The sequence below is a fragment of the Roseobacter sp. genome, from assembly GCF_039970775.1.
Lineage (GTDB): Bacteria > Pseudomonadota > Alphaproteobacteria > Rhodobacterales > Rhodobacteraceae > Roseobacter.
Genome location: NZ_JBDVLG010000009.1, coordinates 60549 through 86292 on the forward strand (window position 1 = coordinate 60549; position 25744 = coordinate 86292).

The 25744-nt window shown below is 57.4% G+C and carries 25 protein-coding genes; 14 read left to right on the forward strand and 11 right to left on the reverse strand.

Annotated elements, in window-relative coordinates; translation table 11 throughout:
- From ABJH13_RS01685 to coxB, 10 genes are all read right to left on the reverse strand, one after another.
- Nucleotides 1–816: an MBL fold metallo-hydrolase gene (locus tag ABJH13_RS01685; protein ID WP_348404481.1), complete on the reverse strand. Its 816-nt coding sequence runs from the start codon at nucleotides 814–816 to the stop codon at nucleotides 1–3.
- A 114-nt stretch (nucleotides 817–930) separates the two neighbouring features.
- On the reverse strand, nucleotides 931–1515 hold the full coding sequence (locus ABJH13_RS01690) for a GNAT family protein (protein ID WP_348404482.1): 585 nt from the start codon (nucleotides 1513–1515) through the stop codon (nucleotides 931–933).
- Entirely contained in the window at nucleotides 1515–2777 is a 1263-nt protein-coding gene (locus ABJH13_RS01695; RefSeq protein WP_348404483.1) for a pitrilysin family protein, read from the reverse strand. Before ABJH13_RS01695 ends, ABJH13_RS01690 begins: the two co-directional genes overlap by 1 nt.
- Nucleotides 2774–4162 carry a threonine synthase gene (gene thrC, locus ABJH13_RS01700; protein ID WP_348404484.1) on the reverse strand — a complete coding sequence of 463 codons (1389 nt, stop codon included), beginning with the start codon at nucleotides 4160–4162 and terminating at the stop codon, nucleotides 2774–2776. Before thrC ends, ABJH13_RS01695 begins: the two co-directional genes overlap by 4 nt.
- An 8-nt stretch (nucleotides 4163–4170) precedes the next feature.
- Nucleotides 4171–4845, reverse strand: coding sequence for an SURF1 family protein (locus tag ABJH13_RS01705; protein WP_348404485.1), 675 nt, complete (start codon nucleotides 4843–4845; stop codon nucleotides 4171–4173).
- A 103-nt stretch (nucleotides 4846–4948) separates the two neighbouring features.
- Nucleotides 4949–5788, reverse strand: coding sequence for a cytochrome c oxidase subunit 3 (locus tag ABJH13_RS01710; protein ID WP_348404486.1), 840 nt, complete (start codon nucleotides 5786–5788; stop codon nucleotides 4949–4951).
- Nucleotides 5789–5810: 22 nt separating this feature from the next.
- The gene (locus tag ABJH13_RS01715) at nucleotides 5811–6395 is read right to left on the reverse strand and encodes a cytochrome c oxidase assembly protein (protein ID WP_348404487.1); all 585 of its coding nucleotides are present in this window, start codon (nucleotides 6393–6395) and stop codon (nucleotides 5811–5813) included.
- Entirely contained in the window at nucleotides 6395–6559 is a 165-nt protein-coding gene (locus tag ABJH13_RS01720) for a cytochrome C oxidase assembly protein (protein WP_348404488.1), read from the reverse strand. The genes ABJH13_RS01715 and ABJH13_RS01720 overlap by 1 nt, the downstream gene beginning before the upstream one ends.
- A gap of 3 nt (nucleotides 6560–6562) precedes the next feature.
- Nucleotides 6563–7498, reverse strand: coding sequence for a heme o synthase (cyoE, locus tag ABJH13_RS01725; protein ID WP_348404489.1), 936 nt, complete (start codon nucleotides 7496–7498; stop codon nucleotides 6563–6565).
- 57 nt (nucleotides 7499–7555) lie between these two features.
- Nucleotides 7556–8437 (reverse strand): cytochrome c oxidase subunit II, encoded by an 882-nt coding sequence (coxB, locus tag ABJH13_RS01730; protein WP_348404490.1) that lies wholly within the window; start codon nucleotides 8435–8437, stop codon nucleotides 7556–7558.
- A gap of 189 nt (nucleotides 8438–8626) precedes the next feature.
- On the opposite strand from coxB, the gene tldD reads away from it, so the two are divergent.
- The 4 genes from tldD to ABJH13_RS01750 all read left to right on the forward strand — a co-directional run bounded on the left by tldD (nucleotide 8627) and on the right by ABJH13_RS01750 (nucleotide 15497).
- Nucleotides 8627–10048 (forward strand): metalloprotease TldD, encoded by a 1422-nt coding sequence (tldD, locus tag ABJH13_RS01735; RefSeq protein ID WP_348404491.1) that lies wholly within the window; start codon nucleotides 8627–8629, stop codon nucleotides 10046–10048.
- Between the two features lie 104 nt (nucleotides 10049–10152).
- Nucleotides 10153–11301, forward strand: a complete 1149-nt coding sequence (gene dprA / locus ABJH13_RS01740) for a DNA-processing protein DprA (RefSeq protein ID WP_348404492.1) — start codon at nucleotides 10153–10155, stop codon at nucleotides 11299–11301.
- A 188-nt stretch (nucleotides 11302–11489) separates the two neighbouring features.
- Nucleotides 11490–14102, forward strand: coding sequence for a type I DNA topoisomerase (gene topA / locus ABJH13_RS01745; protein ID WP_348404493.1), 2613 nt, complete (start codon nucleotides 11490–11492; stop codon nucleotides 14100–14102).
- Between the two features lie 378 nt (nucleotides 14103–14480).
- Nucleotides 14481–15497, forward strand: a complete 1017-nt coding sequence (locus ABJH13_RS01750; protein ID WP_348404494.1) for a PAS domain-containing protein — start codon at nucleotides 14481–14483, stop codon at nucleotides 15495–15497.
- A 12-nt stretch (nucleotides 15498–15509) separates the two neighbouring features.
- Here the strand turns inward: ABJH13_RS01750 and ABJH13_RS01755 are convergent, their stop codons facing one another.
- Nucleotides 15510–16307, reverse strand: a complete 798-nt coding sequence (locus ABJH13_RS01755) for a lytic transglycosylase domain-containing protein (RefSeq protein ID WP_348404535.1) — start codon at nucleotides 16305–16307, stop codon at nucleotides 15510–15512.
- A gap of 358 nt (nucleotides 16308–16665) precedes the next feature.
- On the opposite strand from ABJH13_RS01755, the gene ABJH13_RS01760 reads away from it, so the two are divergent.
- From ABJH13_RS01760 to ABJH13_RS01805, 10 genes are all read left to right on the forward strand, one after another.
- Nucleotides 16666–16896, forward strand: coding sequence for a hypothetical protein (locus ABJH13_RS01760; protein WP_348404495.1), 231 nt, complete (start codon nucleotides 16666–16668; stop codon nucleotides 16894–16896).
- 111 nt (nucleotides 16897–17007) lie between these two features.
- Nucleotides 17008–17205, forward strand: a complete 198-nt coding sequence (locus ABJH13_RS01765; RefSeq protein WP_348404496.1) for a hypothetical protein — start codon at nucleotides 17008–17010, stop codon at nucleotides 17203–17205.
- Between the two features lie 181 nt (nucleotides 17206–17386).
- Nucleotides 17387–18235 carry a Flp pilus assembly protein CpaB gene (cpaB, locus tag ABJH13_RS01770; protein WP_348404497.1) on the forward strand — a complete coding sequence of 283 codons (849 nt, stop codon included), beginning with the start codon at nucleotides 17387–17389 and terminating at the stop codon, nucleotides 18233–18235.
- 193 nt (nucleotides 18236–18428) lie between these two features.
- Nucleotides 18429–19856, forward strand: coding sequence for a type II and III secretion system protein family protein (locus tag ABJH13_RS01775; protein WP_348404498.1), 1428 nt, complete (start codon nucleotides 18429–18431; stop codon nucleotides 19854–19856).
- A 4-nt stretch (nucleotides 19857–19860) separates the two neighbouring features.
- Nucleotides 19861–20250, forward strand: a complete 390-nt coding sequence (locus tag ABJH13_RS01780; RefSeq protein ID WP_348404499.1) for a hypothetical protein — start codon at nucleotides 19861–19863, stop codon at nucleotides 20248–20250.
- Nucleotides 20251–20475: 225 nt separating this feature from the next.
- Nucleotides 20476–21702, forward strand: coding sequence for an AAA family ATPase (locus ABJH13_RS01785; RefSeq protein ID WP_348404500.1), 1227 nt, complete (start codon nucleotides 20476–20478; stop codon nucleotides 21700–21702).
- Nucleotides 21703–21720: 18 nt separating this feature from the next.
- Entirely contained in the window at nucleotides 21721–23163 is a 1443-nt protein-coding gene (locus tag ABJH13_RS01790) for a CpaF family protein (protein ID WP_348404501.1), read from the forward strand.
- A 44-nt stretch (nucleotides 23164–23207) separates the two neighbouring features.
- Complete coding sequence (locus tag ABJH13_RS01795; protein WP_348404502.1) at nucleotides 23208–24170, forward strand: type II secretion system F family protein; 963 nt, start codon at nucleotides 23208–23210, stop codon at nucleotides 24168–24170.
- A gap of 10 nt (nucleotides 24171–24180) precedes the next feature.
- A complete protein-coding gene (locus ABJH13_RS01800; RefSeq protein WP_348404503.1) occupies nucleotides 24181–25164 on the forward strand; it encodes a type II secretion system F family protein in 984 nt (327 codons plus the stop codon).
- Nucleotides 25164–25727 carry a tetratricopeptide repeat protein gene (locus tag ABJH13_RS01805; RefSeq protein ID WP_348404504.1) on the forward strand — a complete coding sequence of 188 codons (564 nt, stop codon included), beginning with the start codon at nucleotides 25164–25166 and terminating at the stop codon, nucleotides 25725–25727. The genes ABJH13_RS01800 and ABJH13_RS01805 overlap by 1 nt, the downstream gene beginning before the upstream one ends.
- Nucleotides 25728–25744 lie beyond the last annotated feature (17 nt).

Below are 25744 nucleotides of genomic sequence, written 5' to 3' on the forward strand. Positions count from 1 at the left end.
TCAGCGCCCGTCAAGCAAAGCCGGGTGCAGCACCATCACCGTGGGCCGCCCCGGCAAACGATCCAACGAAATATCAAGAGACGCCCCACCCACCTCGACCACCGTAAAGTCATCCGACATGCCTGTCAGGAAATCGTCGAGCGCCGTGAATGAAAACCAATGCATCGGGATCACCACGGATGATCTGAGACGTTTCAGCACCCGGATCATCGTGGGCAAATCCAACGTATACCCGCCATCCACCGGCGCCATCACCACATCAAGCCGCCCCAACGCCGCATATTGTTCGGCGTCCGGTTCATGGTGCAGGTGCCCCAAATGGCCGACGCAAAGCCCTGCCAGTTCGAATACAAAAACCGAATTCCCCTCGACCTCCACACCAGAAAACTGCGACCGGATATCGGTGGATACATTGCGGATCAACACTTCACCCAGATCCAAATGATGGTCGATGCCTTCGCCAAACGGCCCCCAACCGGGCAGCACATGCGGGATCGCAGGGTCCGGGTGGGCCGTCCAGTGGGTGCTGTGGGCGTGGTTCATCGTGACCACATCCGGGATCATCGGCGCCGACCCGGTGAACCCTGTGTAATCCGTGACCATGTTCAGCCCGCCATGGGTGCGGATCAGGAAACTGGCGTGGGTCAGGTAATGAATGCGCACCATGTCTTCGGCTACCGGGCCAAGGCTGGCGGGCACCACATAATCCAGCCCCGGCGAGGCCTCGGCCAGCGCAATGCAGTGACTGGGCGTGCGCTCTTGCGCGACGGCCGCATGTGCTAAAAAGACGGCGGCAACACAGGTTCGGATCAACATGCCAATTCCCCCTCGTGGGGAAAAAGGTAGCGCACCATTGCGGGTCTGACGAGTTTTTTAGGCCGCTACGGCGCAAAACACCCAGGCCAGCGCCTAAAACATGGCCGCAGCGGGCTAACCTGCGTCCGTTTTACCCCGACGGTCGCTGCGCAACGCGGCATACAATACGTGTGTCCGCCAACGCCCATCAATTTGCAGATAGCTTTGCGCAACGCCCTCATATTTAAAACCCGACGTTTCCAACAACCCGCGCGATGCCGCGTTTTCTGGCAGGCAGGCCGCTTCGATCCGGCTGAGGTCCAGCTGGGTGAATGCATAGTGCACCAAGGCTGTGATCGCTTCGCGCATATACCCTTGACGAGCAAAGGGTTGGCCCGTCCAATACCCCAAGGTCCCCGATTGCGCAGGCCCCCGCCGGATGTTGTCTAATGTAATCGCGCCCAACAAGGCATCATCTGACCGGCGCACCAAAAACAACGGCAACGCCGACCCGCCTGAAACCGACCGCTGGGCCCAGTAAACCCGGTTGGTAAAGGCCTTACGGCTCAGATGGTCCACCGCCCAGCTGGGTTCCCAGCGTGACAGGTAATCTTTGCTTTGTGACCGCAGCCCAGCCCACACCCGAAAATCCGAATGGATCGGCGGCCGCAGGGCCATCCGTTCTGTTTCGATGCGCAGCTTGCGAAACCCGCGCAGCATCACGCCACCCGCCGTTCCTGCAATTGAACCAAACTGGGGGCGTCTTCAATGGGTCCGTAAAGCGCCAGCGCCGCCGGGGCCGCAGACGCCATATTTTGCGCAAACTCGCGCACGTCACCGGTGGTCACCGCATCAATCATCGCCACGGTTTCTTCGAGCGGTGGCACCCTGTCCCAGATCTGCACCAAACGCGCCAAACGTTCGGCCCGGTTTGACGGGCTTTCGAGCCCCATCAACAGCCCCGCCTTCATCTGTGCCCGCGCCCGCGCGACCTCGGCTGGTGACATATCGCTGGCGGCGCGTTTCATTTCGTCGATGGTGATCCCGGCCAGTTCAGGCAATTGCCCACCAGAGGTGCCCGCATAAATCGTGGTCATGCCGGTGTCGGCATAGGCGCCCGCCTGCGCAAAGATCGAATAACACAGCCCACGGTTTTCGCGGATCTCCTGAAATAGGCGGCTCGACATGCCACCGCCCAACGCTGACGCATAGATTTGCGCGGTGTATATGTTGTCGTCGCGGTAGCCGGGGCTTTCGAACGCCAGCGCAAAATGCGCCTGCTCTAGCGCCTTGGGCTGACGCCGTTCACCACCCAAAAAACGGGCCGCATCCACGTCAAAGGCCGATGTTGGGGTCATACCGCCAAAGAGATCTTCGGCCAGTTTCACGATCGCCTCGTGGTCGACGGCACCTGCTGCCGCCAAAATCATCTGTTCGGGCCCGTAGTGCTGCTTGATAAAGCCTTGCAGATCCGCGCGCGAAAAATTCGAAACGCGTTCGGTTGGGCCCAAAATGGTGCGACCCATGGGGTGATCGGGGTAGGCCTCTTCTTGCAGCCAATCGAATATTACGTCATCCGGCGTATCGAGCGCTTGGCCGATCTCTTGCAAGATCACGCCGCGTTCGACTTCGATCTCGGCCTCATCCAGCGTGGGGTTCAGCAAAATATCAGCGATCACATCCATCGCCAGCGGCACGTCATTTTGCAACACGCGCGCATAATAGGCCGTGACCTCGCGGCTGGTGTAGGCGTTGATATACCCGCCTACATCCTCGATGCTTTCGGCGATCTGCAACGACGTGCGGCGTTTGGTGCCCTTAAACGCCATGTGTTCCAGAAAATGCGCAATGCCATTCTGGGCGGGGGTTTCATGGCGCGCGCCGGCGCTTACCCACACCCCAATAGAGGCCGAAGCAAGCCCCGGCATTTCTTCGGTTACGATGCGAAAGCCATTCGGCAGGCGGTGTTGGTTCAATGTCACGCAGGTCTATGCCCTTTGATATGCGCGGTCAGCGCAGCCATGTCGTTTGGCACCCGGCTGACCCGTTCGGGGCGTTCATACAGGTCCGCCATGCGCGGGGGCAAGGGGGGGTGTTCACCCGAGGCCTGTTCGACCGCATCGGGGAATTTCGCAGGATGCGCCGTGGCTAGGGTGATCATCGGCGTGCCGGTCACACGCTGTTCATTGGCGACCTTTACCCCAACAGCAGAATGCGGGCATAGCAGCTCACCGCTGGTTTTCAACGTCTGTGCGATGGTGGCAGAGGTTTCGGCCTCGGACGCGCGGCCCGATTGATACTGCGCTTGCAACACCTGCATCGCCCCTTGGCTGACATCAAAACCACCCTGTTTCAGTTCACCCATCAACTGATTGATCGCATTGCCATCGCGGTCGTAGGCATCAAAAAGCGCGCGCTCAAAGTTGGAACTGACCTGAATATCCATCGACGGGCTGATAGACGGCACGGTTTCACCTTTGTGATAGCCCTGCCCTTTCAGGCAGCGATCAAGGATATCGTTTTGGTTGGTTGCCACGACCAATTTATCGATCGGCAGCCCCATGCGTTTGGCGATGTAGCCCGCAAAGATGTCGCCGAAATTCCCCGTAGGCACGGTGAAACTGACAGGCCGGTGCGGTGCCCCCACCGCCACGGCGGAGGAAAAATAATACACCACCTGCGCCAGCACCCGGCCCCAGTTGATCGAATTCACCCCGGCCAGTTTGACGTCATCACGGAATTCAAAGTCGTTGAACATATCCTTGAGCCGCGCCTGACAGTCGTCAAAATCGCCATCCATCGCCAGCGCATGCACGTTCGATTCGGTGGGCGTGGTCATCTGACGGCGCTGCACCTCCGAGATACGGCCGTGTGGGTAGAGGATAAACACATCGACATTATCCAGCCCGCGAAAGGCCTCTATCGCGGCAGAGCCGGTATCGCCCGATGTCGCCCCCACAATGGTGACCCGGTCGCCTTTGCGACCCAAGGCCGTTTGGAACATTTGCCCGATCAACTGCATGGCGAAATCTTTGAACGCCAAAGTCGGCCCGTGAAACAGTTCGAGCAGGAAATGCCCCTGATCCAACTGCACCAAAGGCGCGCGCGCGGCGTGACCAAAACCCGCATAGGCGCGGTCGATTATGCTTTCGAATTCGTCATCGGTGAACACATCGCCCACGAAGGGCCGCATCACACGGTAGGCTATCGCCTCATAGCTGAGCCCGTCGAGCGCCGCGATTTCCGGTGTTGTCATCTGCGGGATCGTTTCGGGCACATAGAGCCCACCGTCACGTGCCAACCCTGTCAACATGGCTTGTTCAAAATTCAAAATGGGCGCGGTGCCCCGTGTCGAAATATAACGCATATTGTGCTTCAGCTTGTGTTGGCCGCAGATCCGCGGCGCAGGAAGACGGCGGTCATCGCCAGCCAAATGGCAGACAGCGAGAACCATGTGATGGCATATTGCAAGTGATCGTTGGAAATACCAGCGGTGTCTACGGGCCAAGGCGTCACGCCCAAACTGGCGTCAGGCGCGTCGCGTAGCACCACCAGAACCGGGTCGGTGTTGAGCGTACGTGCCATGGCTGGGACATCACGGGCGAACCATATGTTGGCGTCGAGATCCGGCACCGGTGTGAAACTGTCTGCTTCGATGGGCGCGTCGAGGTTGCCCACGAGCGTGATCTGCCCTGTTGGGACCTGCGGCAACGTCCCTGCGGCTTCGGGCACCCAGCCCGTATCCACCAAGACGCGCCCGTATCCGTCGGCCTGAAACGGCCGGATGATCCGGTACACCGCACCCGTCGATTTGCGCGATGCCAGCACGCGGATGTATCCTGCATCTGGGTCAAACACCCCGGTCAAAGACACCGGCGCATAACGGCCCAGGTCAGTGGTCAGAGCAACAGGGTCGGCGGCAATTTCGGTGTCTATTCGGGCGAGAAGGTCTTCCTTCCACGCAAGGCGTTGCACCTGCCAGACCCCGAGGCTGATCAAGATCGCGGCGCCGCCCAAGCCAAAGACTACAAGAAATATCAGACGTCGCATGCGCTGTTTCACGCCCCCCGGTAAATGCGAAAACGCGCACAGGTCAGCCCGCGCGCGTTTCGATGTTTTAAGCGTCAATGCAGATTTTGCAACCCAAGGCTGGTTAGCTCGGCACACCCCACATGTAGACGGCAAAGAACAAGAACAGCCAGACCACATCCACAAAGTGCCAGTACCAAGCCGCAGCTTCAAACCCTACGTGCTTTTCAGGGGTGAAATGCCCCTTGAGCGCACGCACCAGACAGACCGCCAAGAAGATCGTACCGATGATCACATGCGCGCCGTGAAAGCCGGTGGCCATAAAGAAGTTGGAGTAGAATTCATCGCCACCAAATTCCCAGCCTTCGTGCAGCAGGTGGATATATTCGTAGGCCTGCAAGCAGGTGAACAGAACACCCAAAATGATCGCGATCGTCAGCCCAGAGATCAGGTCTTTGCGGTTGTTTTCGTGCACAAGCGCGTGGTGTGCCCAAGTTACCGCACAGCCAGACAGCAGCAACACCAGCGTGTTGATCAGCGGCAGGTGCAGCGCGTCAACCGGGTAGATATAGGGTGGGACATATTCAGACCCGGCGTATTCGTTCATCGGGTAGATGGCGTGTTTGAAAAAGCTCCAGAACCACGCGGCAAAGAACATCACTTCGGACATGATGAACAAGATGAACCCATAGCGCAGGCCGATCCGCACCACTGGGGTATGGTCGCCGATCTTGCTTTCGGTCACGACCTCTGACCACCAGGCGAACATCACGTATAAAACAGCCGCCAGCCCGATTAAGAACAGCCAAGGGCCTTTCAATTCGACCGATTCGAAAAACAGAGTTGTGCCGCCAGACATCCAGACAACTGCGCCAAACAGCATGGCAAACCCGCCCAGTGACCCCATTAAGGGCCAGATCGAGGGGTTTAGGATGTGATAATCGTGGTTCTTTTCATGGGCCATGACGTCGCTTGCCTTATCTTGCTCAGTTCAGACTTGTGTCCGAGGTTGGTTCCATGCCCTGCACGGCGGCGTAGCCTTCGGGCAAGTCAATTTCGTAGAATGTATAGGATAGCGTGATAGTGTGTATATATTTTCCATCACGGTCGTCGACGATTTCAGGGTCGACATAGAAAGTCACCGGCATCTGCACCCGTTCTCCGGGCTGCAAAATCTGTTCTTCGAAACAAAAGCACTGGATCTTGTTGAAGAAACTGCCCGCTTGGTACGGGGTCACGTTATAGCTGGCCGATCCCGCGATAGGGCGGTTTGTCGGGTTATACGCCTCGTAGAAGGCCAAACCGGTCTCGCCGATGCGAATTTCCATCTCGCGTTCGACGGGTTTGAACGTCCAGGACATCTCGCTGTGCAGTGATCCATCAAAGCGGATTTTGATGGTTTCATCCAACACATCGTCAGGTGCGACCTGTGACACCCCCGTCACACCACCAAACCCCGTCACCCGGCAGAACCAGTCGTAAAACGGCACGGACGCCCAAGCGAGACCGCCCATCACAACCACAAGGCTGACGGTTTGCGCAACTGTTTTGGTGGGTCCACTGAGTGCCATTATTGGGTCAGCTCCTCGGCTTTGGGCAGTTCAAAATCACCGCTGGTGACCTTGGTGAAGGTCAGCGCCAGCACGAGGATGACAAACGCACCCAACATCAGGCCGACACCGATGTTGCGCCCTTTGCGGCGCGTATGCAGGTCATGTTCGGGACGAAACGTCATATTTTACCAGCCTCCCAGACCATAGGGGCGCAACAGCGCTTCGATCAGGATCGCACCGAAATGGGCAAACAGGTACCACAGCGACAGGCGAAAGAACTTCTTTTCGACCTTGTATTCATCCGCTTCGGATTGCGTTTCATCCCGGCGCCATATCTGCACCGCACCGATCAGAAACAGCGCGTTTAACACCACGGCCATCGCCAGATACAGCGGACCACCAATGGATGTGAACGCAGTGCCGATGGCCAAGACGGCCAGAACAACTGTGTAGGCGATGATATGGCGGCGCGTCACCCGGCGGCCATGTGTGACCGTCAGCATGGGGACATTGGCGTCGTTATAGTCAGATTTCATGAACAGCGCGAGAGCCCAGAAATGCGGTGGGGTCCACATGAAAATCAATGCGAACATCAGCCATGATTCGACCGAAAAACTGCCCGTGGCGATGGCCCACCCGATAACAGGTGGGAACGCCCCTGCGGCGCCACCGATGACAATATTCTGCGGCGTGGATCGTTTTAGCCACATGGAATACACGACGGCGTAGAAAAAGATCGTGAAGGCCAACAAGGCTGCCGATAGTAGATTTGCCGCTAACGCCAGCATCATCACCGACAGGCCCGACAACGCCAGCCCAAGCGACAATGCTTCGCCCGCGGGCACCCGGCCCGAGGGGATCGGGCGTTTGGCGGTGCGGCGCATCACGCCGTCGATGTCTGCGTCCCACCACATGTTCAGCGCACCGGACGCGCCGGCCCCGATTGCAACGAAGAGAATCGCGGAAAAGGCGATGACAGGGTGTACCGAAACCGGTGCGGCCAACAGGCCAACCAGCGCGGTAAATACGACCAGAGACATCACACGTGGCTTCAGCAAGGCGAAGTAATCGCCCAGCTGCGTATCATAGTCCTGCGTTGAAGAAATGCTTGCGTCTGACATTCATCCGCCTTGCTTGGGTTGAGTGGGGTCAGGCGGCCCGAAGGCCGGCCCTACCTATCAATTGGAGGCAATCACACGCGTTCGCGGGATACCTGCGTATTCCTCACGTGCCTCGGACAGCCATTCTGCGTAGGCTTCTTCTGACACGACCTTGACGGTGATCGGCATATACGCGTGGTTCAGGCCGCACAGCTCAGAGCACTGCCCAAAGTAGATACCTTCTTGTTCGGCTTTGAACCACAGCTCTGCCAAACGGCCCGGCACCGCGTCTTGCTTTACGCCAAAGGCTGGGATGGTCCACGCGTGGATCACGTCGCCGCCGGTGACCTGCATCACGATGGTTTTGTTCACGGGCACAACAACGGATGTGTCCGTTGCCAGCAGGAATTCATCCTCGGAATACCCGGCCTCTTCGAGCTGCGCGATCACCTCAGGGGATTTCATGTTTTGGCCGCCCGTCGCCGGTGCACCAATCATGTAGCTCGAGAATTCGAACCCTTCGTCCACGTACTCATAATCCCAATACCACTGGTATCCGGTGACTTTGATGGTCAGGTCTGCCTCGGGGATCTCTTGTTGCTTGAACAGGATCGGCAGGGAAAACGCGCCAATGAACACCAAAATCACGATCGGCACGATTGTCCATGCGATCTCAATCGGGGTGTTGTGGGTAAAAGAAGCCGCAGTTGGGTTGCGTTTGGCGTTGTAGCGGTACGCCACCCAACCGATCAGGCCGGTCACGAACAGTGTGATGACGGTGATGATCACAAGAATCATACCATCAAGCCATTGCAGGTCCCGCGCCAGCTCTGTCGCAGCGGGTTGAAAACCAAGTTTGCCGTCAACAGGCCGGCCGATAATTTCGAGGTTATCCTGTGCCTGAGCCGCTGTTGCAGCAAATCCAGCCATCAAACCTGAGAGAGTGAAGAAACGTTTCATGTGTCGTCCTGATCTTGGGATCATATGATGCTTGCCAGAGGCGGAAGTGGATGCGCGAAGCTCCGCCCGTTGTAATTTGTACTCTTACAATCATATTCTGAGGTTAAGATAAAGAGTTCAGCTTGCGTCATAGAGCCGCTGAACGCTTTTTTCACCCTCGCCTGCGCGCAAACCCAAGGATCTTATTTGATGTCTGATGCCCCTTTCATGCCGTTTCGTGACAGTTTGGACCGCACAACGGCGCTGCGTGTGTTGCGCGCGGCTACAGATGGCGCCGATGACGGCGAGCTGTTTCTAGAGCGGCGCCGCTCGGAGGCGTTGGTGTTTGACGATGGCCGTCTCAAGACCGCCAGCTATGACGCATCCGAAGGGTTTGGCCTGCGCGCGGTGTGCGGCGAGGTCACCGGATACGCCCATTCCACCGAACTGTCAGAGGCGGCGCTGACACGCGCGGCAGAAACGGCGCGTCTGGCGGTGGGCGATGGGGGCGGCACCCTGGCCGACGCGCCTCAGCCCACCAACACCCGGCTATACACAGACGAAAACCCCATCGCGGGTGCTGAATTCCCCGTGAAAATCGAAACCCTGCGCGCGATTGACGCGTTTGCACGCGATCTGGACCCGCGCGTGGTGCAGGTTTCGGCGACGATTGCGGCCAGTTTGCAAGAAATAGAGATCCTGCGCCCCGACGGCCAATCGTTTCGCGATGTGCGCCCGATGACGCGGGTGAATGTTTCAGTGATCGTCGAACAAGACGGGCGGCGCGAATCTGGCGGTGTGGGCGGCGGCGGTCGCGTGGGTCTTGATGGTATGTTGGAGCCCGCCGACTGGCAGGCCAAGATCCGCGAAGCTTTGCGAATCGCGACGGTGAACCTAGAGGCGGTCCCCGCCCCTGCGGGTGTGATGGACGTTGTGCTTGGGCCAGGCTGGCCCGGCATTTTGCTGCACGAAGCGATTGGGCACGGTTTAGAGGGCGATTTTAATCGCAAGGGGTCGTCTGCGTTTGCGGGCCTCATGGGGCAACGGATCGCCAGCCCTGGCGTGACCGTGTTGGATGACGGCACGATCCCCAACCGGCGCGGGTCTATCACGATTGATGATGAGGGCACGCAATCGGGCAAAAACACCCTGATCGAAGACGGCGTTTTGGTGGGCTACATGCAAGACAGGCAAAACGCGCGCCTGATGGGCGTGGCCCCTACGGGGAATGGGCGGCGTGAAAGCTATGCCCACGCGCCGATGCCCCGCATGACCAACACCTATATGCTGGGCGGCGATACCGAACCCGGCGATATTGTCGCGGATCTCAAAGACGGGATCTATGCGGTGGGCTTTGGCGGCGGGCAGGTCGATATCACCAATGGCAAGTTCGTGTTTAGCTGTACCGAAGCATATCGCGTGCAAAACGGCAAAGTCGGCGCGCCTGTCAAAGGGGCCACGTTAATCGGCGATGGCGCAACGGCGCTGCAACAGATCAGAGCCATTGGCAAAGATATGAAATTGGACCCCGGTATGGGCAATTGTGGTAAGGCTGGGCAGTGGGTGCCGGTGGGTGTGGGCCAACCCACGTTGATGATTGGAGGCCTGACCGTAGGAGGGTCAGCGTCCTAGGTGCCGACGCCTCCCCAGAAATAGCGAACCCACATATTTTAGGTGTTCACCTATTGTTAACCAACTCAGCTTAAACCTGATTCTTGTAAAGGACGGAGACGAGGATGACTGAAAAGGACCACAATCCTTCTTCCACTCACCCCCCACTCCCACCCACCTCGGAAGATGAACAGTTCTCCCGTCTCCGTCTTTTGCGATCCCGCCGGGTTGGCGTAACCACGTATAAACGACTGCTAACTGAACACGGCACGGCGCAGAACGCGTTGGCCGCGCTACCAGAGGTAGCGCGCGCCGCCGGCGTTGAAAAATACCAGATATGTCCCGAAGCGGTCATTCAGGCCGAATTAAACGCAGCCCGTGATGCGGGTGTACGTCTGATCATGCACGACACCCCTGCCTACCCCGCTATGTTGAACGACCTCGATGATGCGCCACCCTTTTTGTGGGTTTTAGGGGATCCGGCGCTGTTGCAGCGCCCGATGATTTCTTTAGTGGGCGCGCGCAATGCGTCGTCACTGGGCACGCGGATGGCAAAGGCCTTGGCGCGTGATCTGGGCGCGGCGGGGTACGTCGTTGTGTCCGGAATGGCACGCGGCGTTGATACGGCCGCGCATTTGGCCGCCCTGCCTACCGGAACGGTCGCAGTACAAGCGGGCGGTGTTGATGTGATCTACCCGGTCGAAAACGCAGATCTTGCGCGCGATATCGCGGCATCGGGCCTGCGAATTTCCGAACAACCCATGGGCTTGAAACCCATCGCGCGCCATTTCCCCAGCCGCAATCGCATTATATCGGGCCTTAGTGCGGCGACGGTCGTGGTTGAGGCCGCCGCCAAATCCGGCAGCCTTATCACTGCGCGTGACGCGTTGGATCAAGGGCGCGATGTGCTGGCGGTGCCGGGCAACCCGTTCGATGCTCGTGCCGCCGGGTGCAATCAGCTGATCCGCGAGGGGGCAACATTGGTGCGGTCGGCGGCGGATGTGTTGGAGGCGCTAACCCCGCTCAGCGGCGATATGCCCGAGATACCTGCACCGCCCGCCCCTGCCCCGCCCGCCAAAAAGAACACACGATTGCAAGATGTGGCGGCGTTGCATCGCCGGATCCTGTCGCAATTGAGCCCCACGCCCGTTGCCGAAGATCAGCTGATCCGTGATTTGGCGGTGACCGCATCCGATATCGCCCCTGCCCTGCTCGATCTTGAGCTGGATGGCAAAATCACACGCCGCGCTGGGGGACTTTTGTCGCGCGCCTGAGTGTTTTATGCATGAGACACCATCGTGCCCAAATTATTTCAACCGGGCCACCACCATGAACGGCCCAACCACCACAAAGAGTGACTATTTTTCGCCGGGCGGCCTATGTCCAGATTGACAAAACCGCTTACACACCACATTTGCCTTGCCACATACGCGCATAAATTTTCCTAGGGGTACCCCAGTACATGCCAGTCGTTGTCGTCGAGTCTCCGGCTAAAGCCAAGACAATCAACTCTTATTTAGGCAGCGACTATACCGTGCTGGCCTCCTACGGGCACGTGCGCGATTTGCCTCCAAAAGACGGGTCCGTTGATACTGATTCTGATTTCGAAATGCTGTGGGAGGTCGCCAGCGACAGCAAAAAACACGTCAAAGCGATTGCCGATGCGCTGAAAGACGACAACGAACTGATTCTCGCAACTGACCCCGACCGCGAAGGCGAAGCGATCAGTTGGCACCTGCAAGAAACCCTGACCAAGCGCAAATCGATCAAAAAGGACACGCCCGTGTCGCGCGTGGTCTTCAACCAGATCACCAAGAAAGCCGTGACCGAGGCGATGGCGAACCCCCGTCAGGTTGATATGCCTTTGGTGGAGGCCTATTTGGCGCGCCGCGCGTTGGACTATCTGGTGGGGTTCAACCTGTCGCCCGTCTTGTGGCGCAAACTGCCCGGTGCGAAATCGGCCGGTCGGGTGCAGTCGGTGACCCTGCGGCTGATCGTCGAACGCGAGATGGAAATCGAAGCCTTCCGCAACCGCGAGTACTGGTCTGTCAAGGCCTTGCTGGCCACCCCACGCGGGCAGGAATTTGAAACACGGTTAACGGTTCTGGCGGGCAAAAAGCTCGATAAATTCGACATCGCAAACCAGACACAGGCCGAAATGGCCGTTCAGGCGATCAGCAGCCGTGATTTGAGCGTGCAGTCGGTCGAGGCCAAACCCGCAAACCGCAATCCGTCTGCACCATTCATGACATCCACCCTGCAGCAAGAAGCCAGCCGCAAGTTTGGCATGGGCGCGCGCCAGACCATGAGCACCGCGCAACGGCTCTATGAGGCAGGCTACATCACATATATGCGGACCGACGGCATCGATATGGCGCCTGAAGCCGTGCAAGCCGCCCGCGACGCCATCGCGACGCTATATGGCAAAGAATACGTGCCCGGCAGCCCGCGTATCTACAAAAACAAAGCCAAAAACGCACAAGAGGCCCACGAATGCGTGCGGCCCACCGATATGATGACCAAGGCTGAGGATCTCAAAACCTCTGATGCGGATCAACGCAAGCTCTATGATCTGATCTGGAAACGCACCCTTGCGTGCCAGATGGAAGCCGCGCGCATGGAACGCACCACCGTTGATGTGGGCAGTGCCGACGGGCAGGTCGCGTTGCGTGCGACCGGTCAGGTGGTGTTGTTTGACGGCTTCTTGCGGGTCTATGAAGAGGGCCGCGATGACGTCGTCGACGAAGACGACAAGCGCCTGCCGCAGGTCGATCAGGGCGACAAGATGGACAAGCGTTCTGTCACGCCCGAGCAGCATTTCACCCAACCGCCCCCCCGTTATACCGAAGCGACGTTGGTCAAAAAGATGGAAGAACTGGGCATTGGGCGCCCGTCGACCTATGCGTCTATCGTGACAACCATCCAAGACCGCGATTACGTCCGCAAGGATAAGAACCGCCTGATCCCCGAAGATAAGGGCCGGTTGGTCACCGCGTTCCTGGAGAATTATTTCCGCAAATATGTGGGTTATGATTTCACCGCTGATCTGGAAGGTCAGTTGGACGATGTCAGCGCGGGAGACGCGGAATACAAAGAGGTGCTGCGGCGCTTTTGGCGTGATTTTTCCGCCGCCGTTGCTGAAACGGCCGATCTGCGCATCACCGAAGTGTTGGAAAAGATCAACGAGGTGCTGGAGCCGCATCTGTTCCCTGCCAATGAAGAAGGCACCGACCCTCGGCTGTGCCCCAATTGCGGGGCGGGCCGGCTGAGCATGCGTACGGCGCGGTCTGGCGGCGCGTTCATCGGATGTTCGAACTACCCCGAATGCCGCTATACCCGCGCCTTTGGCCCCCCCGGTGAAGAAGACGACAGCGGCATCCCCCCCGAAGGCAAGCTGCTGGGCGAAGACACCGACGACAAGATCTATGCCTTCAAAGGCCGTTTTGGGCCCTACGTGCAGCGCGGCGAGGTCACCGACGACAATAAAAAACCGCCGCGTCAATCGATCCCCAAGGATTGGCCGCCAGAAGACGTAGATTTGCCGCAGGCGTTGAAACTGCTGTCCCTGCCCCGCGAAATTGGGCCCCACCCAGAAGACGGGATCATGGTCTGGTCTAATATCGGGCGCTACGGGCCGTACCTCAAACACGCGGCCAGCACGTCTGAACGGGGCGGCACAAACGCCAACCTCGACGGCATCGACGAGGTCTTTACCGTGGGCATGAACCGCGCCGTTCAGTTGCTGGCCGAAAAGGTTGCCAGCCGCAAAGGGCGCGGTGCCACAGCGAAAACCCTGCGCGAGCTAGGTGAACACCCTGATCAGGGCGGCGCGATTGCTATCATGGAAGGGAAATACGGACCCTATGTGAAATGGGATAAGGTCAACGCGACCCTGCCAAAGGGCACAGAACCCGATGACCTGACAATTGAGGCCGCGGTGTTATTGATTGACGAAAAGGCCGCGAAAAAAGGGACCCGGCGGAAAAAACCGGCCGCAAAGAAAACAGCGGCTAAAAAACCCGCTGCTAAAAAGCCTGCAGCCAAGAAAAAACCCGCAGAAAAAAAGGCGACATAACAGTGCCATAGAAACGTCGCTGCCCCCGAGGCTTCGTTTTCATCTCAACAATCGGGGGATCGTGCTCTTGAACAGTGGTCAAATTATTTTGGCGCACTAGGTCCATAGTCAGTTAACTATGAAGAGGCATTCGGCCTGCCAGCCGGATGAGGGAGCACAATGGACACACTATCTGACACCGCGTCGTTGACGCTGGCGGGTATCTGGCACGTCGGGGCAATATTACCTGAGCATAACAGGTCGATACTCCTCGGAAGATTGAGCCACGCCGCCGCGCGGTCTGGCGCCCCGCCTTGGGCGTTGGCACCACCATTCGCACCCGCCCTTACGGCGCCCCCACACAGCAGCAGATAACGACAGCGACTTAGAGTGGCAATCATGGCAGATACTGTAGAACCAGTCCTCGCCGAGGACACAACATTCGACGGGTTCGGGCGCGCGCAAGTGCCCATGGTGGTGACCAACCCGCATCTTGATGACAACCCGATTGTGTATGCAAACCACGCCTTTACACGTCAAACCGGCCACGCCCGCAGCACCATAATCGGGCGCAATTGCCGGTTTTTGCAGGGTGAAGACACCGAAAAAACCGCCGTAGATCAACTGCGCGCAGCGATTGAGGCGGGGCAATCGGTGACCACGGATATCCTCAATTACCGTGCCGATGGCGAACCGTTCATGAACCGGTTGGTGATTACGCCCATATGCGACGACACCGGCGCTGTGCAGTATTTCCTTGGCATTCAGAAAGAGCTGCACACCGAAGATCGCGGCCATGCATCCAGGCGGATCGACACCGCACTCAGCGCGATACAGGGGCGCGTTGAAACCGACATGTCGTTGATTATCAGCATGATCCGGCATCAAACCAACTCCACCTCGGTTCCCGCCGAATACGCGGCATTGGCCAGACGCATCGAGACGCTTCAGTTGCTGTACGAAGAAATGAAACTGGCCGATACGCTCTCCGACCAGATCCAGATGGGCAGTTATTTGTCGCGATTGTGCAGTGCAATCGGGCATGTGTACGGGCGCTCTGGGGTGCGCATGAACATTTTTGTTGATCAAATCGAGGTCTCGGTTGAAACGGCCTCTCGGGTGGGGCTTGTGGTATCAGAGGTCCTGAACAACGCGTTTGTACACGCGTTTGACCGGCTCGAAACCGGGTTGATCGAAGTGCGTGTGTCGCGGCTGAGCGCCGGTGGTTTGCGTGTGATCGTGACAGATGACGGGGTTGGCATCCCGCATGACATGTCGTGGCCCAACCCATCAACCGTGGGCGGGCGTATCGTGACCGGGTTGATCGAAGGGTTGGAAGGCACGCTGCAACTGGGCCGGGGTGCTGCAGGCAGTGCGATCACCATAGATGTCCCGGCGGGCGCGTCGCTTACCTAAATAAACGCTGCTTTATTTCATCGCTGCAAACACACAACCGTCCGAGATCAACTCGGGCGGTGTCAGGCACAGGCCCCGCGCCACCTGAAACGCGGCCAGCACTTTGGGCACGTAATCACGGGTTTCAGAAAAGGGCGGCACGCCGTCATGGCTGCGCACCGACCCCTCGCCCGCATTATAGCCTGCCAGCACCAGCACCGGGTCAGCGGCGAACTCTTCCATCAACCAGTCGAGATATTTGACCCCGCCGGCGATGTTCTGCGCGCCGATGAGGCTGTCTTGCACGCCAAATCGGGCGGCGGTGTCTGGCATCAGTTGCATCAACCCTTGCGCGCCCGCGCCGCTGACCGCATCGGTTTTGCCTGCGGATTCGACCGAGATCACCGCCAATACCAACGCTGGCGAAACCCTCGTACCCACCGTCGAGCGCAAGATATCAACGCCATTGGCCTGCGCGATGCCTTGCAAGTGTTGCAGGCGTGGCGCCGCGATCTGGCCGGACCCGGCGATCACATCCATCGCGACCTGCAGCCGCCCCGGTTGCACATCAAATATCGACGGCGAGACTTTATCCCAGAACCACCCGTATTGCCCTACTGGCGGACCAGAGACCGCCACGTCAGGCGCTGCGGGTTGGGGATCCGGGGGCGCCAATGCGGCCTGCTGCGCTTTGGGGTCGATCTGCACATGGATACGTTTGTCGCCCGTTTTAGGCACGCCAATCCGCTTGGCTTCGAACTGCGGAAAGGGCTGGGGCGTTTGCGCGGCCACAGAGGCCGCCAGACAGGCCACACCTGCCGTTAGAAACATCATACGCATCGGGACTGCTCGCATTTTTCTGCGCCATTTTGACACGACCCTCGCAGAAAATCGCTGTATTCGCCAGTGAACCCGGGTCGATTAGACGGCAGTTTCGCCACATTCAGTGCTGTTTTTAATCATCCGTAAATGAAATCTGAATTTGTTTTTGTTTAACTTCAATGGCTTGTAATTTTTCTGCAATTCACGGCCCAGTTTCGCCAGAAGTCACAATTACCGTCAAAATCATGCCCCAATCCCCCCGCTATATAAGGGCGTACCGAGTTGAACGGGCCGAGCGACACGAAGACACCCTGACAACAAAACGGTTTTGACACTGAAATAGAGATGATCCTTGGAGGGATATACCATGACTAATTTTTTCAAAAACTTCCGCAAAGACGAAGACGGTGCTGTGACGGTTGACTGGGTTGTGCTGACGGCTGCCGTAGTTGGCCTGGCCATCGCGGCCTATAGTTCTATCAGCAGCGGCGCGACGCAGCTGACCAACAACACGTCGTCCTTTTTGGGGTCGCAGACTGCAGGCAGCTTCGGTTCTGGAGCAGCAGAAGCAGAAGCGGAAGCAGAACCCGCCGACTGATCTTAACCGATATGCGACAAAACAGGGCCGCTTCATTCGCGTGAACGCGGCCCGTTCACCGTTCCGATCAACGTACAGGCCCATCGCGGGCTCTACCTGAAAGCTCGCCTTATGTTCGCCGCGTTCCGCACGTTCAAAACAGATGAAACCGGCGCCGTGACCGTTGATTGGGTCGTTTTGACGGCTGCCGTCGTGGGTTTGGCGGCTGTGATGGTCATTCAACTGCAGGCCGGGTCGGCTGGGCTGACCGAAAACACCCAAAGCTTTTTGGGGCGTCAAGAGGCCGGGCAAATCAGCGCCTCGGACTAGCCCCCCCCTACAATCACAAAATACGGCACCATATGGCGTTACGACGCCCTGTTTTGCGTTCGTGTTCGGGAAATGCCCCACCGCAGCCACGCGATATTCTCGAATTCGCCACATTTCATCGGGATAAAGCTGGGAACGAGGTCCTATTGTTGACGGGCTCGGGTCAAACGAGGTGAAGATTATGCGCATGGTATTCGGATTGGTGCTGTTGGTTGGCGTGGCTCTGGCGGGCAGCGCTGTCTATATGGCGCAAAACTACATCGGCGCCTACCAAGACGAATTGGCCCGCGCACAACAAGATCAAGCGCGGATTGTACCAACGCAAACCGTTTATGTCGCCAAGCGCGCGCTCAAATACGGAGATCAGCTGAAAAAGGATGACGTTCGCCCCGTTGCGTGGCCACAAACCGCCCTGCCCGATGGCACCTTTGGCGATTTGGCTGTTCTGTTTCCCGAAGACACAGATGAACCCCGCCTGATCCTGCGCCCAATGGAGCCCAACGAGCCGCTGTTGATGGTCAAGGTCACGGAACCGGGCGATGATATTGGCCTGACGTCGCGGTTGGAGCGCGGCATGCGTGCCTTTGCCATTCGGGTGGATGTAGCCAGCGGTGTGTCTGGGTTCTTGCGTCCGGGTGACCGTGTTGACGTCTATTGGACGGGCCGGATTGAAGACGGGGATCGTGGCCAGGATATGACCCAGTTGATCGACACATCGGTGCAACTGATCGCTGTCGACCAAAACGAAGAATCCATATCGGGGGCGCGGATCGCCCGGACTGTCACAGTCTCTGTGCGCCCTGAACAGGTCGCCGCATTGGCGCAAGCGCAGTCCACCGGCACCCTGTCTTTGGCGCTTGTCGGGGTCGGTGACGACACCCAGCTGTCGGATATTCAGGTAGATCAGGTGTCATTGTTGGGTCTGGAACAGGCGGCACCGCGGCCGCAGGTGGCCAAAGAACGCGAATGCAGCATTCGAACCCGCCGCGGGTCCGAAGTGGTATCGATTTCGATCCCCTGCACAAACTAAGCAATACCAACAGATTAGGCCGGCGTCGCACAGCCCTGCGGCGTCGTCTACTATTGGGCATGTTGCCATTTATCCACATAAGCCTCTTTGCAGAACCCATTGATTCTTGCAAAAAAACTCAAAACTGCGCAATATGCATCCTATGCGGGCGTTAAGACCCGGTTTTGAGGCGTGATCACAAAGGGCAGGTCACATGAAAATTGACAGATTTTTGAGCGCAGCCCTTGTGGGGCTGACGCTAAGCATGTCGCCGCTGGGATGGGTCGCACCGATCACCGCGCAGGCTGACACGCTGCGTGTCGTGACCAAAGGCACCAATCGGACGCTGGCCGTCCCGATGAACCGTGCGGTTGTCGTAGAAAGCGAAATCCCCTTTGCAGAGCTGAGCATCGCGAACCCTGGCATTGCCGATATTTCGTCCCTGTCAGATCGCAGCATTTATGTTTTGGGCAAGACGCCGGGCCTGACCACCCTAACCTTGCTGGATGCGACCGGTCAGTTGATCACCAACGTCGAAGTACGTGTGGCGCCTGATGTCACTGAATTCAAAGAACGCCTCGGGCAAATCCTGCCCGGAGAAGGCATCGAAGTGCGCACCGCCAATGACGGCATTGTGCTGTCGGGTGTCGCGTCAAGCAGCCAGAAACTGCAAAAGGCGTTGGATCTTGCGGAACGCTACGCGCCTGATCGTGTGTCAAATTTAATGAGCGTCGGTGGTGTGCAGCAGGTCATGCTGAAGGTGCGTTTTGCCGAGATGAACCGCAGTGTGTCTAAATCCCTCAGCAGTTCGTTGGCGATAGGGTCAGGCAGCGCCGCGATCGGCACCGGCAGCGCCGCTGAGGCCGCCACCGCCAACAGCCTGCTAGACCGCCCGTCCTTCCCTGCGACCACGGACAACACAGGTTCTGCGTCGGTCAGTTTCGGTTTGGGGTCTGTGCAAATCGGGCTCTTGCTGGAAGCGCTGGAAAGCAAAGGCGTCGTGCGCACATTGGCCGAACCCAATCTCGTCGCGCTGTCTGGCCAAGAGGCCAACTTTCTGGCGGGCGGTGAATACCCCGTCCCTGTGGCCCAAGACGAAGACACCATCAGTGTCGAATTCAAACCCTTCGGCGTAGAGCTGAATTTCGTACCGCGGGTGGTCGATAACGACATCATCAACCTGCAGCTTTCTGCGGCGGTATCCTCGATTGACCCCTCAAACGGGATCAGCCTGGGCGATGGGTTTTTCCTTGATGCGTTCTCGCGGCGCGAAACCTCGACCACTGTGGAAATGCGCGACGGCGAAAGCTTTGCGATTGCTGGGTTGTTGCAGGACGACTTTACAGATCAGGCCAGCCAACTGCCGTGGGTCGGCGATGTCCCGGTTTTGGGCGCGTTATTTCGCAGTGCCGACTATCAACGCAGCCAGACCGAACTGGTCATCATCATCACCGCGCATCTCGTTTCCCCGACCCGTGGCGAAGCCTTGGCGTTGCCCACCGACCGGATCAAACCACCCACAGAACGGGATCTGTTTTTGTTCGGGCGGACCACCGCAGGGCCCGGCACCCCAAGCCGCGGCGCGGCGGGCGAAGTTGCCAAACAGGACTTTAGCGGCTCCTATGGCTATGTGATGGAGTGAGACGATGACCCCCCTGACAAATCGCAAAACCCGCGCCTTGATCTTTGTGACAGGCATGACCGCCCTGACCGCTTGCGGCATTGGCGATGGCACATGGAACCGCGAGGCAGGCGCCCAGTTGGACGACGGCGAATTTGGCAATGCCACAATGCAAAACATCGCAGCGCAGGTGTGTTTTCCGGGCGGGAAGTCCGCGCGCAACGGCGGTGGCAAATTCGGTCACACACCGGGTGATCCGGTGGTGGTTTTGGACCCGGCCAGCACCCGCGTGAACCCGATTTACCGCGTGCACTGCGATGGGCGTTTGGATGGAAAATACGCGCGCATCGTTTACCGCGACTACGTCAATAGCGCGGGCCAAGAGATCACTGTCACCAACGCGACCGCCGAATAATCTGCAGATTCGCACATGTCTGGACGCCAAACATTGTGCCTTGAAAGTAAACGATAGGTCAGTTTTGGCCTTATTATCGTTATAATTCGCTATAACTTTATCCCCAAATCGCGCGCAATGCCGGGTTCAACGCCTGTATTCGGTCCGTTGTCCGGGCTTTTGGTGAAAGTATAGAAACATTTATCCAGTAGCCTAGCCCGACCTTTAACACAGGAAATCGAGGCTATGAGCACGACGCCACAACCAGATACATCCCTTATTGTCGCCTGCACCGTCAGCCGCGACGTCCAGAATTTCGATCTTTTGATCGAAGATATGGAACACACGTTGGGTGAAAGCTGGGGCGATCTGGAATTCGTCGAAGCGCTGGCCTTTTTCGAGCAGCCCGAAGCGCGTGCGCTTGAGTTCATTGCCCTCGCTTTGGACGAGGCCGACGAAGACAACCTGCCCCAGATGGGCGAAATCATCACCGCAGCCACGGCGCGGGGGATCAAGGTTATTTTGATTGCCGAAGACGTCACACCTGCCTCGTTGCATTCACTGTTGCGCCAAGGTGCTGATGAGTTTGTGCCCTACCCGCTTCCTGAAAATGAGTTGCGAGAAGCCATCGCGCGCGTTCGGGCACAGGATGCGCCCTCCGCCGTAGATGGCCCGACCCTGCATGCTGCCAATCAAAAAGAGGGCGCTGTGATCGTTGTTCAGGGCCTTGCAGGTGGGACCGGCGCCACCACATTGGTCGTCAATCTGGCCTGGGAGCTCGCGACCGGCTCAAAGAAAGAGGCGCCGAGCGTATGCATTCTGGATTTCGACCTGCAATACGGTGCCGTTGCCACCTATCTGGATCTGCCGCGCCGCGAAGTCGTCTATGACATGCTGTCTGATACAGAAAGCATGGATGATGAGATTTTCGGCCAGTCCTTGTTGACCTACAAGGATCAAATGCAGGTTTTGACGGCACCGATGGAAATGTTGCCACTGGATATTATCACCTCTGATGATGTGAACAGGGTTCTCAGCATGGCGCGGCGGCACTTTGACTATGTTGTCATCGATATGCCATCGACGTTGGTCAATTGGTCCGAAGCCGTGCTCAGCGCGGCGCATGTCTATTTCGCCACTGTCGAATTGGATATGCGTTCGGCTCAGAACACGTTGCGGTTCAAGCGGGCGCTACAATCCGAAGATTTGCCTATCGAAAAGTTGCGATACGTGATGAATCGCGCGCCTAAATTCACCGACCTAAGCGGGAAATCGCGTGTAAAGCGCATGGGGGAGAGCCTCGGCATTTCCATTGATGTCCACCTGCCCGACGGAGGCAAGCCAATCACGCACGGGGCAGACCACGGCCTGCCGTTGGCGGCGTCAGCGGCCAAAAACCCGTTGCGCCGAGAGATCGCAAAGCTGGCAGCATCTATCCACGCGTTAAATACCAATGACGTAAAAGCCGCGTGATGCGCCAGAGGATTTACTATGTTTTCGAAATATAAAAAAACGACACCGGGCGCGGCAGGGCACACTAAAAGCAACACACCGTCAGCAAATATACCTGCGATCAAGCCAGCGTTGGCCTCATCTGTACCGAACAAGACAAATCCAGCGGTTTCAGCACAGCCCGCCCCCGCAGATAAAGAACGCAAACGCAAAGAACGTATGGGCGAGATCAAGCTCGACCTGCACCGTGTGTTGTTGGACAATCTCAATCTGTCCGCACTCGAACATGCAACCGAACAAGATCTCCGCCAAGAGATCAGCGCCATTTCGATTGAATTCCTCGAAGAACACGGCATCATTTTAAACCGCGAAGATCGCCAAACTCTGACGTCTGAGCTTTATGACGAAGTGACGGGTCTAGGACCCCTTGAGACCCTGTTAAAAGACGACACCGTGAACGACATTCTCGTGAACGGCCCGCAGCAAATTTTCGTCGAACGTGAAGGCAAGCTGCAGCTCACAGACATCACGTTCAAGGATGAACGGCATCTGCTGCGGATTATTGACAAGATTGTCTCGGCCGTGGGGCGACGTGTGGACGAAAGTAACCCCTACGTGGATGCGCGCCTCAAGGATGGTTCGCGCTTTAACGCCATGGTTCCGCCTGTCGCCGTCGATGGGTCACTGGTTTCGATCCGAAAGTTCAAAAAAGACAAGTTAGGCATCGATGATCTGGTGCAATTCGGGGCGTTCACAGAAGAAATGGCTGCATATCTACAAGCCGCTGTCGCCACGCGCCTGAACATCATCGTCTCGGGCGGGACCGGATCGGGCAAAACGACAACCCTGAACGCCCTGTCATCCTTCATTGATAACGCCGAACGCATTCTTACCATCGAGGACACTGCGGAACTGCAATTGCAGCAAACCCATGTGGGCCGCATGGAAAGCCGCCCCCCCAATGTCGAGGGAAAAGGCGAGGTTTCACCGCGTGATTGCCTGAAAAACGCGCTGCGTATGCGCCCCGACAGAATTATCGTGGGCGAGACCCGCGGTGAAGAGGTCATCGACATGTTGCAAGCGATGAACACCGGTCACGATGGCTCGATGACGACCATTCACGCCAACTCGGCCCGTGACGGGATCAGCCGCCTGGAAAACATGATCGCGATGGCCGGGGTCGAAATGCCTCTTAAAGCTGTGCGTAGCCAGATATCATCCGCTGTGAACCTGATCGTGCAAGCATCCCGTTTGCAAGATGGATCGCGCCGTATGACCTCAATTACCGAAATCACCGGCATGGAAGGTGAAGTCATCTCGATGCAAGAGATCTTTCGCTTTCAACGGGTGGGTCTGACGCCCGAAAACAAGATCATTGGTCATTTCACGGCAACCGGTGTCCGTTCCACTTTCGCGGAACGATTTCGCCTATGGGGGTACGATCTACCCGCCTCCATCTACGAACCCAACGCCGGGCAATAACGCGGCCGATGATTTCAGAATTGCGTCACTTTAGGACCTAATACATGAGTGTAGAACCAATTATATATGGGCTAATCTTCATCGCCGTTCTGTTGCTGGTTGAAGGGCTGTATCTGGTCGTTTTCGGCAAATCCATTAGCCTCAACAACCGGGTCAACCGCCGTCTTGAGATGCTCGACAAAGGCGAGGGGCGCGAAGAAGTCCTCGAAAAGCTGCGAAAGGAAATGCAGCAACACATAAAGAGCAAATCAATCCCGCTCTATTCTTTACTGGGGGAAAAAGCGCAAAAAGCCGCGATTGCATTCACCCCACGTCAGTTGATCATGATGATGGCGCTTTTGGCTTGTGTTGCGTTTGTCGGGCTGACCGTCGGCACCCAAACCGACGTGCCCATCCGCGCCCTGCTGGCCGTCGGAATTGGTGTTGGGGCCGTCTATTTTTGGGTCGCTGCCAAGGCCAACAAACGGTTGGCCATGATCGAAGAACAGTTGCCAGACGCGGTTGAGCTAATGGTACGTTCGTTGCGCGTTGGTCACCCATTCTCCTCGGCCATACAAATCGTCTCAAAGGAGGTGCCGGACCCTTTGGCGACTGAGTTTGGCATGATAGCCGACGAATCCGCCTATGGCCGTGATGTCGGGGACGCGCTCAAGGAAATGGCGGAACGTCTAGACATGCAAGATATGCGGTTTCTCGCCGTCGCCGTAACAATCCAGCAAACGTCCGGGGGGAACCTTGCGGAAATCCTTGCAGGTTTAGCCAAGGTCATACGCGCCCGGTTTCGGTTGTTTCGGCGCGTCAAAGCCATCACCGCAGAAGCGAAATGGTCGGGGAAATTTCTGTCTGCCTTTCCCGTTGTCGCGTTGATTGTGATCAATGTCTCGGACCCAAACTATTATGACGCGGTACGCGACCATGAGTATTTTATTCCCGCATGTTTTGTGGTGGGCATTATGTTGGCGCTGAATTTGATGGTTATGCGCGTTTTGACCAACATCAAGGTGTAAGGACCCGAGAATGGATTTCCCTAGTTTTCTTAACGCCACGCCATCAGGACTATTCGGCCCGCTGGGGCTGATTATTATCGCCGGCGTAGTTGGCGTGCTCATGGTGGTGGGAACGATCATCATGATCTTGAAACGACCCGAAGATCCATTGACCAAGTTGAAAAGATCCGCGCAAACGCCAGATCTCGACAAAGAGCCGCAACAACGGCTGCGACAGCATGAACGCAATGAGCAATTGCAGCGGTTCGCCAGCTTTCTGGAACCTCAAGACGACGTACAACTTAGTAAAAAACAACTGCAATTGCGCCAAGCCGGGTATCAAAGCAAGGATGCGGTTCGGATCTTCCACTTTGCACAATTTGCTTTGGCGATCTTGGGGCTGCTAGGCGCGTTCGTTTACCTCATCGTATTAGACGGAGGTGAAGGGTTCAGCAGCAACAAGAAGATGATTTACTTCATCGTACCTCTCGCGATCGGATATTACCTTCCGACGTATTGGGTGACGCGCCGGATCGAAACCCGCAAGGAAGAAATTACGAGCGGCTTTCCTGACAGTCTCGACATGATGTTAGTATGCGTTGAAGCAGGTCAGTCGATAGATCAATCCATCGTCCGCGTTGCGCGCGAATTGCACGCGTCCTACCCTGCTCTGGCCCAAGAATTCGACATAGTTGCCTATGAGATGAAGGCGGGCAAAGAGAAAAACACCGTCCTGCGCGACATGGCCGAACGGTGCGGCGTGCAGGATGTCTCCTCCTTTGTCACGGTGATGATCCAATCCGCAACCTTCGGCACCTCGATTGCAGAAGCATTGCGCGTCTACGCGAGTGAAATGCGCGATAAACGCGTCATGCGCGCTGAAGAGGCCGCAAATAAGTTGCCAACCAAGATGACCCTTGCCACAATGATGTTAACCGTGCCGCCGCTCTTGATCATTCTGGTTGGGCCTTCGGCACATGGGATCACGCAGTTGGGAAATTTGACCGGAAACTGATGTTCAACACATACGGGCATTTAGGCCTCATTCTTTGCGGCTTAGCCTTGGTTGGGTGCAGTGCGGGCGATCTTGCACCGCCACAGTTGGACGCACCCGGCGTTGACCTCGGCGCTCAGGCTGTTGACGGGCTTGAGGTTGGCCACCGACTTATTGCCGCGGGTGAATATGAACTTGCGATCAAGTCCTTTAACCGTGCGGCAATCGCACAGGGCACAGTCGACGCAGACATCCTTGCAGGTTTGGGCAGCGCCAGCCTTGGGTTGGGTCGGTTGGGCCAAGCTGAGAGCTTTCTGCGCCGGGCGATCGCTCGTGACGACGCGGAACCTGAAGATTGGAACAACCTTGGCGTCGTCCTCATGGAGGCCGGGAAAACCGCCGAAGCGCAGCAAATTTTCAAACGCGCCTTCGCCTTGGACAATGGCGAAAGTGTCGCAATTCGCGACAACTTGCGGTTAGCACTCGCAAAATCGCAAGTTTCTGCTAATGTTGATCCACAAACCGACGACTATAAGTTGGTGCGGCGCAGCGACACTGATTTTGTGATCCGCCAGACGCCATAATCGAGGCCAGAGCAGTA